This window comes from Erythrobacter dokdonensis DSW-74 (genome assembly GCF_001677335.1).
GTDB lineage: Bacteria > Pseudomonadota > Alphaproteobacteria > Sphingomonadales > Sphingomonadaceae > Erythrobacter > Erythrobacter dokdonensis.
On the sequence record NZ_LZYB01000003.1, the window covers coordinates 52,347 to 69,730 of the forward strand.

Annotated in this window: 17 protein-coding genes; 7 read left to right on the forward strand and 10 right to left on the reverse strand. The window is 64.8% G+C overall.

The window, feature by feature from the left end; genetic code table 11:
- The first annotated feature begins 66 nt into the window (after positions 1 to 66).
- Positions 67 to 384: a hypothetical protein gene (locus tag I603_RS06730; protein WP_068863433.1), complete on the forward strand. Its 318-nt coding sequence runs from the start codon at positions 67 to 69 to the stop codon at positions 382 to 384.
- A gap of 85 nt (positions 385 to 469) precedes the next feature.
- Entirely contained in the window at positions 470 to 994 is a 525-nt protein-coding gene (locus I603_RS14485; RefSeq protein ID WP_143736687.1) for a hypothetical protein, read from the forward strand.
- Positions 995 to 1,184: 190 nt separating this feature from the next.
- On the opposite strand, the gene I603_RS06740 is transcribed toward I603_RS14485, so the two are convergent.
- Together I603_RS06740 and I603_RS06745 are read right to left on the reverse strand one after the other, a co-directional pair.
- Entirely contained in the window at positions 1,185 to 3,200 is a 2,016-nt protein-coding gene (locus tag I603_RS06740; RefSeq protein WP_068863438.1) for an amidase family protein, read from the reverse strand.
- The gene (locus tag I603_RS06745; protein WP_158093633.1) at positions 3,200 to 4,849 is read right to left on the reverse strand and encodes a CocE/NonD family hydrolase; all 1,650 of its coding nucleotides are present in this window, start codon (positions 4,847 to 4,849) and stop codon (positions 3,200 to 3,202) included. The genes I603_RS06740 and I603_RS06745 overlap by 1 nt, the downstream gene beginning before the upstream one ends.
- Positions 4,850 to 5,051: 202 nt before the next feature.
- On the opposite strand from I603_RS06745, the gene I603_RS06750 reads away from it, so the two are divergent.
- Positions 5,052 to 7,433: a TonB-dependent receptor gene (locus I603_RS06750; protein WP_086621745.1), complete on the forward strand. Its 2,382-nt coding sequence runs from the start codon at positions 5,052 to 5,054 to the stop codon at positions 7,431 to 7,433.
- Here I603_RS06750 and I603_RS06755 read toward each other — a convergent pair.
- Complete coding sequence (locus tag I603_RS06755) at positions 7,427 to 8,635, reverse strand: aminotransferase class V-fold PLP-dependent enzyme (protein WP_068863445.1); 1,209 nt, start codon at positions 8,633 to 8,635, stop codon at positions 7,427 to 7,429. The genes I603_RS06750 and I603_RS06755 overlap by 7 nt on opposite strands.
- A gap of 301 nt (positions 8,636 to 8,936) precedes the next feature.
- Positions 8,937 to 9,905, reverse strand: coding sequence for a LysR family transcriptional regulator (locus I603_RS06760; RefSeq protein WP_068863446.1), 969 nt, complete (start codon positions 9,903 to 9,905; stop codon positions 8,937 to 8,939).
- An 83-nt stretch (positions 9,906 to 9,988) separates the two neighbouring features.
- Between I603_RS06760 and I603_RS06765 the strand changes: the two genes are divergently transcribed.
- The 3 genes from I603_RS06765 (at position 9,989) to I603_RS06775 (ending at position 11,902) form a co-directional block, all read left to right on the forward strand.
- The gene (locus tag I603_RS06765; protein ID WP_068863448.1) at positions 9,989 to 10,426 is read left to right on the forward strand and encodes an ester cyclase; all 438 of its coding nucleotides are present in this window, start codon (positions 9,989 to 9,991) and stop codon (positions 10,424 to 10,426) included.
- Between the two features lie 23 nt (positions 10,427 to 10,449).
- Entirely contained in the window at positions 10,450 to 11,112 is a 663-nt protein-coding gene (locus tag I603_RS06770; protein ID WP_158093631.1) for an SDR family oxidoreductase, read from the forward strand.
- Between the two features lie 85 nt (positions 11,113 to 11,197).
- Complete coding sequence (locus I603_RS06775) at positions 11,198 to 11,902, forward strand: hypothetical protein (protein WP_068863450.1); 705 nt, start codon at positions 11,198 to 11,200, stop codon at positions 11,900 to 11,902.
- A gap of 43 nt (positions 11,903 to 11,945) precedes the next feature.
- Here the strand turns inward: I603_RS06775 and I603_RS06780 are convergent, their stop codons facing one another.
- Both I603_RS06780 and I603_RS06785 read right to left on the reverse strand, forming a co-directional pair.
- Positions 11,946 to 12,467 (reverse strand): hypothetical protein, encoded by a 522-nt coding sequence (locus tag I603_RS06780; RefSeq protein ID WP_068863452.1) that lies wholly within the window; start codon positions 12,465 to 12,467, stop codon positions 11,946 to 11,948.
- Positions 12,468 to 12,745: 278 nt separating this feature from the next.
- Positions 12,746 to 14,095, reverse strand: a complete 1,350-nt coding sequence (locus I603_RS06785) for a retropepsin-like aspartic protease (RefSeq protein WP_232305303.1) — start codon at positions 14,093 to 14,095, stop codon at positions 12,746 to 12,748.
- A 134-nt stretch (positions 14,096 to 14,229) separates the two neighbouring features.
- On the opposite strand from I603_RS06785, the gene I603_RS06790 reads away from it, so the two are divergent.
- Positions 14,230 to 14,760, forward strand: a complete 531-nt coding sequence (locus tag I603_RS06790; protein ID WP_068863456.1) for a PadR family transcriptional regulator — start codon at positions 14,230 to 14,232, stop codon at positions 14,758 to 14,760.
- Between the two features lie 111 nt (positions 14,761 to 14,871).
- Here I603_RS06790 and I603_RS14490 read toward each other — a convergent pair whose 3' ends face one another.
- Genes I603_RS14490 through I603_RS06810 form a run of 4 tightly spaced genes read right to left on the reverse strand, consistent with a single transcriptional unit; the run spans position 14,872 to position 17,338 of the window.
- On the reverse strand, positions 14,872 to 15,312 hold the full coding sequence (locus I603_RS14490; protein WP_158093630.1) for an SMP-30/gluconolactonase/LRE family protein: 441 nt from the start codon (positions 15,310 to 15,312) through the stop codon (positions 14,872 to 14,874).
- Positions 15,269 to 15,826: an SMP-30/gluconolactonase/LRE family protein gene (locus I603_RS06800; protein WP_068863466.1), complete on the reverse strand. Its 558-nt coding sequence runs from the start codon at positions 15,824 to 15,826 to the stop codon at positions 15,269 to 15,271. Before I603_RS06800 ends, I603_RS14490 begins: the two co-directional genes overlap by 44 nt.
- Positions 15,816 to 16,703 (reverse strand): alpha/beta fold hydrolase, encoded by an 888-nt coding sequence (locus tag I603_RS06805; protein WP_332307570.1) that lies wholly within the window; start codon positions 16,701 to 16,703, stop codon positions 15,816 to 15,818. Before I603_RS06805 ends, I603_RS06800 begins: the two co-directional genes overlap by 11 nt.
- Positions 16,700 to 17,338, reverse strand: coding sequence for an NADPH-dependent F420 reductase (locus I603_RS06810; RefSeq protein WP_068863470.1), 639 nt, complete (start codon positions 17,336 to 17,338; stop codon positions 16,700 to 16,702). The genes I603_RS06805 and I603_RS06810 overlap by 4 nt, the downstream gene beginning before the upstream one ends.
- Positions 17,339 to 17,384 lie beyond the last annotated feature (46 nt).

A 17,384-nucleotide genomic window follows, 5' to 3' on the forward strand; every position in this document is an offset into this window, starting at 1 on the left:
TGTGAACATGTGGGCACCACCCCAAGGGCTCGTGGTGCAACAGCCCGTCAATGACAGGAGATATCCATGCGACTGTTCCGACGGCTGACCGGCCTGTTCACCAGCCCGAGCACCCCGCCGGGCGCCCCCATCGACGAGGGGCCCAGAATAAACCCGGCCACCGGCCTTCCCATGATCACCCCCGGCATCGGCGGCGTTGATGTCGGCGGCAACCCCTTCGGCGTGAATCTGGACCGCCGGGACGATCACCACACTCACCACAGCCACCACGACCATCATCACCGTCATGACCATCACCACCATGATTTCGGGTCGACCGGCAGCAGCTTCGATCACTGGTCGGGCACTGGCGCGGGCGGGTTCGATCATACGCGCAGCGATTGATGCAGCGCTGTTCAGCGAGCTTCCATCGCGCTGACCGCTCGGTTGAACGCACCGGCGGCCCAACCATCAGAATGAGGAGATCACCATGACTGACTGCAACTCCCGCGACGTTCCGCATCTTGGTACCTTGCCGCGCCCCGGCCTCATCTCGCGCGTCCGGTTCTTCGCGAGCCGTCACCCGGTCGCTGTCGCAGTGCCATTGGCGCTCATCATTGCGTTTGGGGCAGCAACGCTCGCGGCATTCGCTCTTGAGTTCTCGCCCGAGCGCAGGGGAGTGTTCATTCCCGGCGTGGTTGCCATCAGCCTGACCGCCGTCGGCATGGTGATTTTGCCCGCCACTGCGCGCATGCACAGCATTGCCAGCAGCCGCGATATCGCCGCAGCTTTGGTCGCTGCAACCGACCGGGAACGGCCTCATTTGCTTACCGAGATCGAGGGACGGCTCTCAAACCGCTATTGGCGCGCGCCGATGACCGTTTTCCAGCTTGTCATGATGTTCCGCGAGGTGAGGCAGCTCCATGGGGAGCGGGCCTATCGCAAGCAGCTGCAAGAACAAGCAGCACGCGCCGAGCAGGAGAGGTGTCTCGCGAAGCTGGCGGAAAGGCGGTGATTTCGGGCGGGAGGCGCGCTCGGCCTATGGCGGCTTTCAGGATACTTTCTCGTCCGCGCTCATGACCGTTCGTGGGTGGATTCCTGAAGTTCAGCTTTTACTCTACTGGCCGTGGAAGGAAGGGACGTGTTCATCTGGGATCTCGTCCCGTGCAGCAATGCGCGCGGCTTGCAACCGATGCTTCCCGATCTCAATTCTTTGGATTGACGATTGATGCAATCCGCTCGGCGACCAAGACGAGATGCCAATCCCCATCAGCGCTTCCGATCAGCGCTGCACCAAGCGGGGGTTCAGCTTTGCCAACAGCAATAGGCAATGTGATCTGAGGTAGGCGGGGATAGGCCGAAAGGGGGCACATCGCCGGCTCGCCCGCACCCGGCCGGGTTACATCCAGCAAGCCGGGCCAGGCAAGCGTCGCTGGCATGATCAATCCATCAAGATCAAATCTCGCAATCGGGCCGACGACAGCGGCGCGTGCCGCCGCGAGTGCTGTTTCGCGCCTCTCGCGAGCATCGGCATCCTGCCTGGCTCCGGCCAAGGCTGCCAGATCGGCCCGTTCCTCAGCAAGCAGGTTGGGCGAGTTTGCAAGGTCTTGCAGGCTTCTCGGGTCGTCCCGAAAGGCGAGCCAGTCCGTCAGTGCTGCGGCCACCGGGTAGCGATCGGGCGCCGCGCGCAAGGCGGCCCGGGCCGAGGACCAATCTGGCAGGGCAACTGGAACCAGTTCGATTCCGGCAGCGCGAAGCCGATCCATCACACGGCCAAATTGCACGCCAACCTCGGCAGAGATTGGCGGCAAGGTATCCGGCCATGGTTCGATCAATCCGAGGCGGATAGTCTGCGGTGCGTCGCCAGACGGTGCCTGCCCGGTTAGGGCCTCAAGAACCTGCTGCAAGTCACCCGCCCGGGCAACAATCGGCCCAACCGTATCGAGATCCGGGTCGAGCGGTCGTGCGCCCTGATAGGGCAGCAATCCCACAGTCGGCCGGATCGTCGCGATGCCGGCGTGGCTGGCAGGCGTGCCGAGCGACCCGCAGGTGTCGCTCCCCATCGCGAGTGGGACGATTCCCGCGGCCACAGCAATGGCGCTGCCGCCGCTGGAGCCTGTCACCGTAAGGTCGGGGTGGATCAGCCCGCGCAGCCGCCCTGTGGCGCGGTGCATGCCATAATCGCCGAAATCCTCGTCATAGGCAGTCTTGCCGAGGACCACCGCGCCCGCCGCGCGGAGCCGTTCGACGATCAGGGCGTCCCGGGGCGCGGCGCGGGGAAGCGGCTCGGCCAGAGCCAGAGTCGGCAGGCCCGCGACATCGATGATGTCCTTCACCGCCACCGGAAGCCCTGCCAGCGGGCGTTCATCGCCGGGCGCCACGCGGCGCGCCTCAGCATAGGCTTGAGGATGAATTGCCGAAAGGGGCGTGAGGCCGGGTGAGCGGGCCGCCAGCCAAGCGGCGTGGGCAAGGCTGTCTTCGAGCAGCGCCTCAGCCCCCAACTCCTTCCGCCATGCCTGCCACTGCGCAAGGGCAGCGGTCCGGCCACCTGCCAGCGACCGGCCGCCGCCGCCATTCCACCCCATAAGAGCGCGGGTCTGTGCAGCGCTCAGCCAGTCCAGCGCGGGCTGCGGCGCGTGGCCCGCCGGGGTCATTGCTGCCAACACCGCCTTGCGTTCGCCGGGGCGGAGATCGAGGGTTACTTCCCACGCTATGTAGCCGGGATCATGGCCCGGATAGGTAGGTGTGCCCGCTGGCCATCCATTGACCAGCCTGCCGGGGATGCTGCTTTCCAAATGCCAGCCCGCAGCGCTGCGCCAACCTGACGCCGTGTGAAGGGCGCTCGCCCTGTCACCCGGCAGATAGGCAGTCCAGCGCAGGCGCACTGTGGTTGGCTCCATCCCGTGATTGGCGAGCGATTCGAGGAACACGATTCGCCCGTCGTCGGCGTGCATCCGGCCGCGGGTGAGGCTGACGTCGCCCCGGATCGCCGGGCGCAGGCTGTCGGCGCGCGCGCCATCCTCGGCGATGGCGAGATCGAGCGCCGGGCGCGGCGGAGCATTCCCGGTTGCAAAGGAGGCGAGGCCCAGCGTCGCCGAGCCGACCACCACCGCACCGCTATCGAGCGTCAGGGGGCGCTCCTCGCGCGCCGCTGCCGCACCCGCTGCCAGAGCGAGACCGAACAGGATCAGCAGGCGACCAAGGTGCAAATGCCCCCGCATCACCGTGATCCCATGGCCGGACGCAGTGGCAGGAACAGCGGCGCGGGTTGCTGCGGCGTTTGGCGGATTGTGATGATCTGCTCGCCGCCGTCGGTCGCAGTCTCCTGCGCGACCACGCCGCCGCCGGCGTAATTCATCTCGAAAATGGCTGACGGGTTGGAATGGAGCGCCAGTTGCAGCCGCGTCCCCGCCGCAAGCCGCCGCGCCACGAAGCCGAACCGGTCGAAGCGCACTACTTCGTAGCGCCCCGGCTGCATCAGTTCCTCGCGCGCGTCGCTGTTGCGGTGCCGCAAGCGCACGACGTCGAAGCCGATCCGGATGCGCGTGCCATCGGGCGTCACCGCGATCAGGCTGGCGAAGATGTCGCCATCCGGGCGACTCGACGCGACCCACGCCGAGAAGCGCGGCATGCCGACAAGGTCCATCGGCTGATCGAGCGGGGCGGTTTCGAACACCAGACCATCCGCGCCGAGCGCATCGATATCGCCAAGGTCACCCGGCAGGGGTTCGAACCCAATGGGGTTGGCAAGCGCGCCGGTGCGGGTGTCGAGCCGGTAACGGAAGGTGGCGGCTGCGGCCCTGTCAGCAAGCGCGCCGCGACCGTCTCTGCCTTTGGCGAGAAAATAGGGCCGCGCCCCGTCCAGCGTTGCAAGTGAAGGCGCAGAGCGCCACTCGCCGGTGCCGAGCACGAAATAGGTGAGGTGGTCGGCGAGGAAAGCCGGGCGCGGGCCGTCCTTCAAGGTCCAGTCGTACCAGGCGAGGTGAAGCGCGTTCATGTCGATCACCGACTGCGGATCGACGGCTTGGCCCGCCATCGTCTCGCGCGGGGTGCGGGTGCCGCCGTGGTCCCACGGGCCGATCAGGACAAAGCTGTTTTCGCTCGCTCCGCCCCGTGCCGCCAGCCAGCGGGCGTGGTGGGCAAGCGCGCCGCGCTGGTCGCCGTCGAATTGGCCGGTGATGGTGAGCACGGGGATCTCGAGCCCCGCAAGTGCGGCATCCGACGGCGCGGCCTTGCTCCAGTCGGCAGGGGTAGCCGCAAGCCATGCGCGCGCAATGGACGCACGCGTGCCCGAACGTGCGGCGAGATCGGCAAAAGCTCGGCCCTCGCGCCGCTGCGCGCGGGTCGCCTCGGCCCAGCCTGCATCGTCAAAGGCGGTATCGAACCAGTCGCTGCGGCCTTGCAACGCCTGGAGCCACTGGAACTGGTAAGTGAGGTTGACCCGCCCCCACCCCGGATAGTCGACCCCCGGAAATACCGCTGCCGCGGGCACGATTGTGCGGAGTGCCGGGGGACGCTGTCCGGCAGCCGCCCACTGGGAATAGCCGAGATAGGACCCGCCCCACATGCCGACCCGGCCATTGCTCCACCGCTGCGCCGCTGCCCAGGCAATGGCGTCGGCGGCATCGCTGCCGTCGTGCGCGCTGAAGGGTTCGAACGCCCCCTCGCTATCGCCCCGGCCGCGCGAAGAGACGGCGACGAAGACATAGCCATGCGCGGCAAAGAACCGCGCGCGGGGCAGCAGCTCCTGCACGGCATAGGGAGTGAAAGAGAGGATTACGGGCAGCGGTGTGTCGCTCTGGGGCCGAAACACATGAGCCGAAAGCCGCGTCCCGTCGCGCGCCGTCACCGCCAGATCGGCTTCATGCACCAAGTTCGCAGCGGCTACACTGGCTGGCTCCGCTGCCCTTGCTGGTGGGGTCCCTAGAACGCTGCACACCAGAGCCAGGGCAAGAAGAAGGCCGCGCGCGCACCGATTGGTGCGACGGGTCTGTTCAATCATGAAATCGCCTCTTTGCAATTCAAGGTGATGTTACTACATCACATCGCAATAGATTCAAGCGGGGCACAATGTGACGACCTTCAAGGCATTTCTCCTCGGCGGCATGGCCGCGATCATTGCCCCTGAAGCCGTGCAGGCGCAACAGACCGAAGACGGCGATACGCCGACCGGCGACATCATCGTCACTGCGACCAAATCGGAACAGCGTCTGTCCGATGTCCCGCTCTCGGTCGCGGCGATTGGTCAGGATGATCTTGAGCGTTTCGGCGCCCAGGACGTAACCGCGTTGCTCGGCCGCGTCGCGGGCCTTTCGATCGAGACGGGCCAGCCCGGTTTCACCCGCTTCGTGATCCGCGGGGTCAATGCGGGCGGCCAGTTCGGGTGGCGACAAGGCGCGGCGACCGCGATCTACATCGACGAATCCCCGCTGACGACGCGCACCAATTTCTTCTTCGCCAGCCCCGATATCAACCTTTTCGACATGGCGCGGGTCGAGGTGCTGCGCGGGCCGCAGGGCACGCTTTACGGCGCCAGCGCGATCGGCGGGGCGATCCGGGCGATCCCCAATGCGCCCGATGCAAGCGGCTATTCGGCAGTTGTCGAGGGCGAGTTGTCCGCGACGCAGGATGCGGGCGATCCGAACTATGCCTTGCGCGGGGCCATCAATATCCCGCTGATTGCCGATCAGCTTGCGGTGCGCCTCGTGGCGAATCACGTCAGCAACGCAGGTTTCATCGACGCGATCCTGATCGACGATCAGGACTTCATCGCCGAAGCCGCCACCGCGCCCCGGATCGAAGACTACAACAGTCAGGAGCGCACCACGCTGCGCGCGGCGCTGGCCTGGACGCCGACCGACCGCGTTCGCATCCAGCCTGCAGTGACCTACCAGCTCAACCGCGCCGATGGCGCCGGCGACTTCGCGCTCAACAGCTTCGGCAAGCGCGACCGGGCGACAGTCTTCGCCTTCAACCCCGCCTTCGAACAGGACGGGCGCGCCTATGAATTCGTGCGCGATGAATTGCTGCTGCTCTCACTCAATGCCGCGGTCGAGATCGATGCGCTGGGCGGCCTGACCCTCTCCAGCATCACCAGCTGGCAGGATCGTAGCGCCACGGGGCGGGACGATTCCGTGGCCAGCAACGGTGCCTGGGTGATCGGCTTCGGCCTTGATGACGCCTACACTGGTTTCGATCCCTCCTTCGGCGATTTCGGCACCGATGTGCGCCAGTTCAGTCAGGAGCTGCGGCTTGCCACCACGGGCGATCAGCGCGTGCAGGTGGTGGGCGGCCTGTTCTACAACCGCCTGCGCCAGCGCGACACCATCCGCTACAGTTTCGAAGGCACTGCGCAGGCGGTTTTCGACACCTATGGGATTGTCGATCCGGTCAGCTATGACGGTATCGACCGCTTTGCCGAGGACGAATACGCCGCCTTCGCCAATCTCGACTGGCGGATTACCGACAAGGTCACTCTGGGCGGGGGTCTCAGGGTCACACATTACGAACAGGACCTCTCGCGCGGCGCGGCCTTCCCGGCCTTTAGCGATCCGGGCGACCTTGCCGACCCGGCCTTCCTTCAGGCAGAAGAGACCGTGCTCACCCCGCGCTTTGTCGCCAGCTTCCAGCCCACCTCTGAATGGCTCGCCTATGTCTCGGCGACGCGCGGCTTCCGCACCGGCGGCGGCAATCCGCCGGAGAACCTGCGCGGCCAGTGTCCCAACCGCGCCGATTTTCCCGCTCAGCCCGATCAGTTCGATTCCGACAGCGCCTGGTCTTATGAACTGGGCGGCAAGTTCGCGAGCCGCGACGGGCGCTTCACGCTGAACGCCGCCGCCTATCAGCTCGACTGGTCGGACATCCAGACTGCGGTGCTGTTCACATGTTCGGATAACAGCGTGATCTCCTACACCGGCAATGCGGGCGATGCGCGCATCCGGGGCTTCGAGCTTGACGGGAGCGTGGCGATAACCCCTTCGCTGCGGCTGTTCGGCAGCGCCGCCTATACCGATGCAGAATTCTCCGAAGACGCGCCGGAGGCTGGAATTACGGGCGGGCAGCCGCTGGGCTATGTCCCGCGCTGGACCTTCAACGCCGGTGCAGCATGGGAGCAGCGTGAGCCGCTGTTTGGTGATTGGCGCGGACATGGCTCGCTGGACTGGCGGCACGTTGGCGAGCGGATCGATCCGCAATATGGCCCCGCCGCCAACCCCGATTTCGGCGCGGACCTGCCCGCGCAGAACATCGTCGACCTGCGCTTGGGGCTGCGCAACACCCGCATTGATGTCTCGCTGTTCGCGCGCAACCTGTTCAACGAGGACGTGGCGGTGCAGCAGCTCGCGCTGTTCGCCACCAATGCCTTCCGTCCGACCGGCATCGACACGCGCACGATCCGCGACGAGGTGGTGCTGCGACCGCGCACCATCGGGATTGCGGCGCGCCTCAGCTACTGAAGCGCCCGCAGCACGCGTGGCAGGGTCTCAATCAACCGGTCGACCTCGCTCTCGCGGGTGTAGATTGAGGGCGAGACGCGGATGCAGCTGACGTTGCCTTCGTTCAACGCCTTGACGATGATCCGTTGCTCCCTCAGCGCATTGACCACTTTGCGGTGATCGGCCCCTGCAATCGCCACGCTGCCAATCCCCATCGTCGCCTCGCCGCGGCCATGCAGGAAACGGACCGCCGGCACGTCAACGAGGCCGTCCATCAACCGGTCGCGCAGCTGCTGAAGGCGGGCCCGGCGGCGGGCGGGCGGGATCGCTTCGAGGAACGGGAATACTGCTTGCTGCGCGGCCCATAGCGCAATGGGGATGGTGCCGATCTGTTCAAACTTGCGGATGTTGGCGCGCCCGATCGCCCCTTCGTCCGCTGTGTCGCGGTAGTTGCCGAGCAATGGCCACACGCGTTCGATCAATTCGGGGCGGATGTAGAGAAATCCCATCCCGCGCGCACCCCCCAGCCACTTGTGCAGCGAGGCTGCGTAGAAATCGCAGCCCATTGCGGCTACACCCGCACCCGACAAGGCATAGCCCTGTGCGCCGTCGACGAGCGTCAGGATGCCCCGTGACCGTGCCGCCGCGCAGATGGCCGCGACCGGCAAGGCCTGGCCGGATGAACTGACGACCTCGCTGATCAGCATGTAGCGGGTCGCCGAGGTCATCTGTGCTTCGTACAGCGCAATAATCTCTTCCGTGCCGGGCGCCGGAACCGGCAGGTCGAATACCCGCAGGCGCACCCCCTGCCGCTCGAGGCTTTGCCGCCACACCAGCAGATCATAATCGACACTGATCGCGAGCACTTCGTCACCCGGAGCCAGATCGAGCCCGAACTGCACCGTGCGCATCGCTTCGGTCGTATTGCGCATGATTGCGACGCTTTCCGGATTCGCGCCAATGCTTCTGGCGACGGACGAGCGCACCGCTTCGACCTGCGCCAGCAGGTCGCCATAAGGGAGACGCGGATCGTGCGAGAGCCGGAAGGCCTGCGCCGAAGCTTCAAGCGCCGCTGCGAAGGGAATGGTCGCGGTGGCGTTCTGGAGCAGAGTGTAATCGCCGGGCACGTCGAACAGTCCGCGAACGGCTTGCCAGTCAGCCGGGCCTGAAGCCAATGCGGGATCAAGGCCAACCGAAAGTGTGGCGCCTGCAGCCAGCGACAAGGTCCCTCGGGCCAGAAATTCGCGTCGCGACGTCACAGTTTGCCAGGCTCCTTTCATTGCTACCACCTGAGATTAGCGCATTTCAGCACCCCAGCAGCGGAAAAACCAGAGTTCTGAACGCGATCACTTAGCGGCTTAGCAAAAAGGTGCGGGCTTCAGGCGCGGTGCTCGGGAGGCAGCCATTCTTATGGCTGTTTCGGGGTCGCTTCATGAATGACGAGAATTTTCAGATGCCGGGCAAAGCTAGCTGGACGGTTTCGGGATCGAACTTCGGCGCGGTTCATGACCGGGAATGGATAGATTAATGCCATCCGCCCTCCTGACGCGCTTCAGGGCAGGTGGCCGGATTAGAGCGCTCGTCACTGCCCTCGATTTCCCGCGCCGCACGGCCCACCGCCTGCCTTAGCCAGCGATTGGCCTGATCTGTGCGCGCGGAAGGGCGCGACGGCATTTCCACCTCCCAAGGCTGGGTGACGATTGGCAATTCGAAGGTCTCCAGCCCGTGCTGGTGGAAGCTTGCCCCAATACGCGCAGGCAGGGTGGCGATCAGGTCGCTCGCCAAAAGAGCAGGCGGCAAGGCCAGCATATGCGGCAAGACAACCGCGACGCGTCGGCGCAGGCCTAGGGCCTCCAAGTCTTGATCGATCCTGCCGCGTGCATCCTTGCGGACAGAGATCAGCGCGTGATCGGCGGCCGCAAAGGCTTCTGCCGAAAGATCGCGCAGCACCGGATGCCCTTGTCTGGCGACGCCGACAAAGCGCTCTGACCAAAGCCTAGTGCGCACGGCATCGGGGGGCAGCGGATCAAACACGCCGATAGCCAGATCCACCTCCCCGCGTGCGACAAGCTCGGGTACGTCCTGCTTGTCATAGCTCGTGAAGCGCAAATCGATCCGCGGCCCATGATCCTTCAACCACGCGGCAAGCGGCGGCAGGACAAGCGCCGTGGTGTAATCCGTGCTGGCGAGCGTGAACGTATGCACTGCCGATGCAGGATCGAACGCCACCTGTTCGGCCAAAGTTAGGCGTAGCTGGGCAAGCCCTGCTGCAATGCCCGGCATCAGCGCCACTGCGCGCGACGTCGGCTCCATCCTGCCCCCACTCCTTTCGAATAGCCGATCGTCCGTCAGGCGGCGCAGCCGGGCGAGAGCCGCGCTCATCGCTGGCTGGCGGATTCCAAGCCGCCGCGCGGCCTGAGACACACTTCGCGTTTCGGCAAGCGCCTCGAAGGCGAGCAGGAGGTTAAGGTCAAATCCGCGCAGGTCCATCATTTTGATTAATAATAGCTATTGATGATGGCGAACAGCAATTTTCCATCGGGCCGCTATATTTCAGCAGGCTAGAGGAGAAAGCCATGTCGGACGCCAATATTGCCATCGTCATCCGCTTCATCACCGCATTTCTCGGGAAGGCCGATCTTGCCGCCGCCGATGTCACGCTCGCCCCCGATGTTCAGGGGATCACCGGTCTCAAACCGACCGGGCCGATTGACGGCGCAGCGGAATACAAGGCAACCATAAAGGAATTCGTTGCCGCATTCCCCGCTGAATCGCCGGTCGAAATCATCGACCAGTTCGCCGCCGGAGACAGGGTGGTGACGCGCTTCCATTCGCGCCAGCGCCATACGGGTGCCTATTTCGGCATCGAAGCGACCGGCCGCGTAATCCTGTTTGACGAGACTCATGTAGCGCGACTGCGTGACGGGCGGATTGTGGAGAACATAGTGTCGGCCACCAATCTTGAATTCGAGATGCTGATGGCGCCGGTGCTCGCGCCGCTGATCCTGAAATGATGACGCAAGCGAAAGGCGCTGCCATGATCCGTCCGCTTGCCATCATTGCCGGAGCCGGCCCCGGCATCGGCGGGGCTGTGGCCCGGGCGTTTTCGGCGGAAGGCTTCGCCGTCGCCCTGCTTGCGCGACGGCTTGAAGCGCTAGAAGCGCTGGCTGAGGGGCTGCCGGACGCGAGCTGTTGGCCCGTCGATCTTGCAGATCCTTCGGCGGTAGCAGCTGTGATCAGGGCGGTGATTGCCGAGCACGGTTCTCCCTCTGTGCTGCATTACAACGCAGCCGCTTGGTATGAGGCCGACCCCCTTGAGATCGACCCTGCGCTGTTCACCGCCGATCTGTCACTTTGTGCGACGGGTGCCCTTGCTGCGGTGCAGGCTGCAGTGCCGGCGATGAAGGCAAGCGGCGGGGGCACGCTGCTGTTCACCGGCGGCGGCCTTGCACTTCGTCCGGAATATGGCGGCGATGTCATTTCGCTGACAGCCGGCAAGGCGGCGATGCGGGCCATGGTGCTGGCTCTGGCACCGAAGCTCGCGCCAATGGGGGGCCACGCAGCAACTGTGACAGTGGCCGGGACGGTCGCGCCGGGCACCGCGTTCGACCCGGACATAATCGCCGAAGCCTTTTTGGCCCTGCACAAGCAGGCCCGTGAGGATTGGCAAGCCGAGGTCGTTTTCGACGGGAGAAGGTGACCCAGGACGGCCCAGTCTACGGCAATCACTTCTCGACCGGTGTCCGGCCTTGTGCTAGCCTCTGAGATCGGAAGGGCGGGGGCTAATGGATCAAAAATCCAGCGATTTAGGCGACTACTCCGCAGACTTCACCGGCTTCGGCGTGCGCGAATGGCGCACCGCCCGGGATCTGGTCATTGCCCCGAAGCGGGTTCTCGAAGCATGGCTTGGCCGACCGCGCGAATACGAACTGATCTATGCCCGGCCGCTGGCATTCTACCTTGGGCTCAACAGTATCCTGCTTCTGTTCAGCTTTCTGCACAATCACGGAAAAACGCTGATCACCGCTCTTCCTCCCGAACTGCTCGAACCTATCGTTGCGCGATCGGGCAAGTCAGCCGAGGTCTTCATTGGCGATGCCGACAACTGGCTCGGCCTCGTCCTCGTTCCGGTAAGTTGTGTGGTCTATGGGGTCGTCGCGATTCCTGTCTTGCGATGGTGGGACAGGGACACGCTGGGCTGGGAGCGTGGTCTGCGGTCGGCGATGGCCTATCTCAGCGCCTGGACGGTGACCGCTCTTCCGATTTCCTGGTGGGCATACGAGGAAGGGGTGTTGGGGCTGACCGTGGGCGCCGCGATTGCAATGCTATCGGTCATAGCCTTTGTGCGGATGGGCAAAGGCCGCTGGTTCGATCGTTTATGGGTCGGGCTTCTGCGCGGCGCCGCGCTGACCCTGCTGATCTATGCCGCTTCCGCGATCGCCCTGTTCGCCGTGCTCCCTGGCATTCTCTGGGCAGCGAGCGTCATTTGAACCTTCGGCCGCGGGACTATCGCGGCAACGATGCGGATGGGCGTTACTTGGGCCGCGGACCGACGCTCGGTGTGTGATCGGATGCGTAGCTTCGTTCCAATGCGATTGTTTCCAATGCATTACGCAAGGCCCGCTCGCGCCAGTCTGTAGCTACGCGAACGATCAGCACAAACAGCGCTCCGGCAGCGGCCGCGACAAGAATCGGGGAAAGCTCCGGGTCTCTGACAAGCGCCAAGATCTGTTCACGCGCCAGGGCCACGAGGATGGCGGCAGCCGTGGCCGGTATCGTCAGGTAGCCCATCAGGGTGATCCGCAAGAGGTGGTCCTGACGGGCACATTCCACTGCGGAAAGCGCAATCAAGTGATCGAGGGTCACGTCATCGAGTTCATCAATAAGCCCACAAAACTCTGGCGTGTATCTCGGCCTTGCCGGAGCCCTAGATAGCGGGATCCAGAACTGCCAGAGGCGCTCTGCGCGCATCGCCCGGAAATGCCGGCGCACCCTCATCCACTGATCCCACAGGCCTTGCTCAGCCGGGTGGGACGTTTCCGTGTTTTGGATCATCGGACGTCACATACCCGTTCGGCAACCCGCCGCCTGTGCGGACCCCGCTGCGATGCCTTTCAGGCTGATCATCACGCGAAGAGCTTGTAAATTTCGCCGCCGAAATCGGCTAGTCGCTCCCAGAGCACAATCGCAAGCACCAGCATCACAACCAAAGCAACAACAGCTCGGCGTCTTTTCATGATTCATTCCTCGTGTTGATGAAACCGGGTACCCGGCCCGTACGTCCATGACGCGCTGATGCGTGGGAACACTGGCGGGAGGGGAAAGGGTCACGCCTATCTGGCCGCCTCGACCAGATCGAAGCGCATAGTGCCGAAGTCGAGCACATAGCCGCCCCGGGCGCGCAGCATATCTTGCCCGATCCTGCCATGGTCGCCGGGCTGATTGAGGGACTCTTCATTAAGCGGAACGTCGGCAAGAGTGACCGAAGAGCTTGGACCGAAGCTTAGCTCAAGCATGGCGATCGAGCGGGATTCCCGCATGACGGCACCACCGACACCGCCGACCGCCTCGGTCGAGGCGGATGCCGCAGCCACGCGTTCCGGAAACGCCTCGGCAAATCGCGGGCGGAGCGAGGATGTTTGGGCACCGCTGTCGAGAGCCAGCTGGATCGGCGCATTTTCGGGCAGCAGGCACGCGATTATCTTGGGAGTCAGGCCGTCGACCAGCAGGTTCGGCGGATTTGCCGGATCTTCACGGCGCGCCGAAGGCTGAAAGGCCATCGCCCCTCCCGCCTCCGAAGCAGAAAAGGTGAGGCGGCCAAGGCGGGACAGCACCGGAAAGCCGAGGATCGCCTCGATCTTGTAGCGCCCTTCGGCAAAGGTCAGCGCCTCATCGGGCAGCACCAGGAAAACAACGTTGCGGAACCCGGCCCCGCCAATCTCCAGTCGATCGGCAATGGCGAGTTGAACAGGCGTCTGTTCGGCCACCGGGCTTGCGACCGACACCTGCGCATCCAGCATCCGCAGGCCGAGCGCCGCCGCACGCGAACGGACAATCACCGAAAGGTTCGCGCCCGTATCGAGGATGACCGGCTGCGGCTGCCCCTCGATCACAACCCGCGCCAACGGCAGTTCGGCAGCGTCCCGCGTGACACCCGTTTCGCCAGTCGGTATCGACGGGCCCGATTGCGCGGCGATGCCTTCCAAAGCCTCCAAAACCGGCATGAACTGTTCGGTGGAACGCCGGTCACGATCGGAAGCGGTAGCGATGACGTCCGGCCGGAGCGCCAGTCGCAGCGCGGCTGCAGCGCGGTCATAGCGCCCGTGTCGCATTTCCACGCCCGCCAGCGCCGAGGCAGCGAAATAGATCGCCGTGGTGTCTCCACTGGCCAGATAGCGTTCGAGCAGAATCGCCGCTTCCGTGTCGTTCAGCATCAGACCGGCGGCCACGCCGCCCAGCAGGTCAGCCTCCGGCGTCCCGTCCCTTGCAGCCGAAGCCGCCGCAAGCAGGGCGACCAGATCGCCGCTTGCAAGCAGGTCTCTAGTCTTGGCGGAGGTTTCAGGACGAATGGTCACCGGGCCCGAACCACAGGCCGCCGAAAGGGGCGGATGCGCTGCCGAGGCTAGCGGCCCCGTACCTGCCAATAGGTAAGCAAAGGCGGTGACAGCGGCGGTGGCCAGCACGGTTCTCAAGCAAATCTCCTTGATGGCCTTCTGCCGCCCGGCGGGGGCGTGAGTTGTTGGTCTGATAGTGCGTTACGCACTATACAGGCTTCCCGGGGTGGTGCAACGACGATACGGTGAGATTGGCGGGACGCATGCTGACGGAACTGGACTACTGCATTCTTGGCATCGTCTGGCGGGGTCAGCCGATGACGGCCTATGCGGTTCGCACCCATCTGGCGCAGTCCACGACCGCGACGTGGAGCTCGAGCACAGGGACGGTCTACCCCTCGATCAGGCGCCTGCGCGACAAGGGCCTGATTGCGCCCCAGACGCAGCCCGGCCCGCGCAACCGCGAACCGCTGGGAGTTACGCCTGCGGGTGTGGCCGCGCTTGAGATGTGGCTTGTGCAATCGGACGCAGAGATCGCCCGGGCGACAGCGGATCCGGTGCGCACCCGTGTGCATTTCCTGTCCGCCTTGTCTCCTGATCAACGTCTGGAGACATTGCGGCACTATCAGGACATCACACGCACTGCGATCAGCGAGCTCGAAGCCAAGCTTGCCATGCAGGGCGTAACCGAGACCGATCGGCTTGAATGCCTCGGCACCACCGGCGCGCTGGCTGAACTTCGCGCCCGGCTCGAGTGGCTGAAAGAGGTCGAACGATCGCTGCCCGGCGAATGAAGTCCATCCGGATGGCCTTCCGGGCCGGGGTGATCCCTTGCCATCATCCATCGGAGAGACTTTTTGCGCATCGTCGAAGCTGGGTTTGGCACGATCTCGGCAAGCTCGAAGTTACGGCACTGCCTGATCGCAAAACGCCGGTCCGCCCGGCAGGGCGATCCTCAACAGCCGTGCCGGTCGCCCGGCGCCCTCGAGAAGGCCGCCGGTCGTCAGCACGTAAAGCGAGGCTGGATCGCCGGGAACGAAGGCAACGGCGGTGGAACCGTCGCCGCCAGTGGGCAGCACGGTTGTGAGCGTGCCGTCTGCCTGTGCCCGCATGATCGTGTCGCCATGGGTAGCCAGATAGATGCTGCCATCGCCCGCGATCGCAAAATCATCGACTTGTCCCGGTGTCGCAAACAAGGACGGAGCGCCGGCTGGCTTTTGATCAGGGCTCAGGGGGATGGAATGGATAGTGCCGCGAAAGCTGTTGGAGACAAACAGCTTGCCGCCCGACAGTTTGAGACCGTTAGCCCCGGGGACGGAGGTCCTTGCCCGCCGGGTCGGCGCCAAGGGCCGGATCGTCCAGCCACACGGTCATGGATCCGCTGGCTATGTCTAAACGCCAGATCCGGCCGAGGATCGAATCCGCGACCAGAACGCTGCCATCCGCGAGCATCGCCATGCCGTTGAGGAAACGCCCTTGCGGGGCGGCGATGGTGTGAAGAAGCGTTCCATCGGCATCGAGCACCAGAAGCCGATTGGTCGCTGTAAATCCGGGTCCGGCTGTGAATGGCTCGCCGTGCGCTGCGACCAGCCAGCCTGACGCGAGCGGCAAGATGCTGATAGGAAAGCCATCGACCGGCGCAAATGTGGCAGCGCTCCGCCCCGGTTCGTACGCGACAATCTCCTTCGCAAGGTAGCTGGTGAACAGCACCCGTCCGGACGGTTCGACCCACAGGTTCTCGAGGAAGGCCGGTGCTGGGTAGGCGGCAATCTCCTGCACTTCGGCACAGCGCATCGTGGCGTGCGAAGGGGCCAAACCGGCAAGGGCGACAGTTGCGGCGAGACTGGCTTCAACGAACATTTTGGTGCTCCTCGGCTGATGCCGCCGGGGCGGCCAAATCTGCAAGTAGAGCCGCAAGGGCCCCAGGCTGCGACAGCATGGGCGAATGGCCGGTATCGAGTTGCAAAACGCCCGCAGCCGGTGTGGCGGCAATCATCCGGCTTTGCTGTGCCGGACTGATGACGAGATCGTGGGCAGTGCGGATGTAGAAGCGCGGCACGCGTGCGAAGCGCTCTCCAAGCCGGGCGGGCTCGGCCAGCGGAGCGAGCGGCTCGGACACCATCATCGCGCCCGCCGCCTTTGCGGTGGCAGGCTCGCAATCGTTGCAGAACAGCGAGCCGCGTTGGTCGGATGCAATGGATGCGACACCCCGTTCGGCATCGACGACGAAGGCGGCTGCCGTCCTGCTGTCCCGGTCCATTCCGGCGAGCATCTGAAGCGACTGCCCGTTGCGCGGCAGATAGGCCGCCAGATAGACCAGAGCGGCGATCCTGTCCGGCGCGGCTTCGGCGACATTGGAGATGGTGATCCCGCCGAAACTGTGTCCGACCAGTACAACGGGTCGCGTTTCGCCCGCAATCGCTGCAAGCACCGCGTCGCGATAGGCTTCCAGCGAAGGGGTGTCACTGTCTGACGCGCTGCCACCTCTGCCTGCAAGGGTGACGGCGATCGTGCGATAGCCGAGCCGGTCCAGTTCCTCGCGGACTGCGTCCCAGTTGCTCGCATCCATGAAAGCACCGTGGACCAGAACAATTGTGGGCGCATCGCTTGGGGCAGGGACTGGAGCTTTGGCGGCGGCAGGAACGATCAGTATCCCCACAGCCAGGCTCATCCCGAGCAAGGTTGCCAAGATCCGGCGAAGCGGTAGCGTGATGCCAGGGAACCGCACGGCGCTCATGCCGCAGAGCTTTCGGTCTGCACCGACAGCGCGATCCTTGGCCCCATGCCATTGAGGTAGGCCAGACGCACCACGAGCAGCAGGGCAGGCTCGATGAACCGTGCGGCCATCAGCGGTCCGGCATCGACCACATTGGCAGGCAGCTGTGACAGCAAGCCCGCAACAATCGCCTTCGCCTCGGCATCGTCACCGGCGACGAACAGGCCCGGAGCCTCCCCGTCGATGGCAGGATCGTCGGCGTGCATCAGTTCGGCGAAGGGTGGGACGCCCTTGACCACGTGAGCGCCCGGGAGCAGCCGGGCGATCTCCTCGCCGCCCGACGTCTCGCCGCCCAGCAGCAGGCCCGACAGATCAGGGGCGAGCGGGTTGGTGCAATCCCAAATGATCTTGCCGCCAACCGGGCCAAGCGCGGCCAGAGCATCGCCCACCGCGCCCCACGGGACAGCGATGGCGATGACCTCGCCGAATGCTGCCAGCTCCTGCGGCGAGCCATGCGCTACGCCCGCTGCCGCAGCGGCTGCGACCACCGCGTCAGGGTCACGGCCGAAGCCCAGCATGATATCGTGCCCGGCGACCGACAACCGCCGCGCGAGCGCCGTGCCGACATTGCCGGCGCCCAGAATGGCAATCTTCATCGTGATGCTCCTCATCATGCCGGTGCCTGGCGCCGGTCTTCTGAGG

What these genes read in the sequence shown, in the direction of transcription:
- I603_RS06780 (WP_068863452.1), bottom strand. Translation starts at nt 12,467, where the DNA reads ATGATCCAAAACACGGAAACGTCCCACCCGGCTGAGCAAGGCCTGTGG.
- I603_RS06790 (WP_068863456.1), top strand. Translation starts at nt 14,230, where the DNA reads ATGCTGACGGAACTGGACTACTGCATTCTTGGCATCGTCTGGCGGGGT.
- I603_RS06800 (WP_068863466.1), bottom strand. Translation starts at nt 15,826, where the DNA reads ATGTTCGTTGAAGCCAGTCTCGCCGCAACTGTCGCCCTTGCCGGTTTG.
- I603_RS06730 (WP_068863433.1), top strand. Translation starts at nt 67, where the DNA reads ATGCGACTGTTCCGACGGCTGACCGGCCTGTTCACCAGCCCGAGCACC.
- I603_RS14485 (WP_143736687.1), top strand. Translation starts at nt 470, where the DNA reads ATGACTGACTGCAACTCCCGCGACGTTCCGCATCTTGGTACCTTGCCG.
- I603_RS06770 (WP_158093631.1), top strand. Translation starts at nt 10,450, where the DNA reads ATGATCCGTCCGCTTGCCATCATTGCCGGAGCCGGCCCCGGCATCGGC.
- I603_RS06740 (WP_068863438.1), bottom strand. Translation starts at nt 3,200, where the DNA reads ATGCGGGGGCATTTGCACCTTGGTCGCCTGCTGATCCTGTTCGGTCTC.
- I603_RS06765 (WP_068863448.1), top strand. Translation starts at nt 9,989, where the DNA reads ATGTCGGACGCCAATATTGCCATCGTCATCCGCTTCATCACCGCATTT.
- I603_RS06775 (WP_068863450.1), top strand. Translation starts at nt 11,198, where the DNA reads ATGGATCAAAAATCCAGCGATTTAGGCGACTACTCCGCAGACTTCACC.
- I603_RS06760 (WP_068863446.1), bottom strand. Translation starts at nt 9,905, where the DNA reads ATGATGGACCTGCGCGGATTTGACCTTAACCTCCTGCTCGCCTTCGAG.
- I603_RS06805 (WP_332307570.1), bottom strand. Translation starts at nt 16,703, where the DNA reads ATGAGCGCCGTGCGGTTCCCTGGCATCACGCTACCGCTTCGCCGGATC.
- I603_RS06810 (WP_068863470.1), bottom strand. Translation starts at nt 17,338, where the DNA reads ATGAAGATTGCCATTCTGGGCGCCGGCAATGTCGGCACGGCGCTCGCG.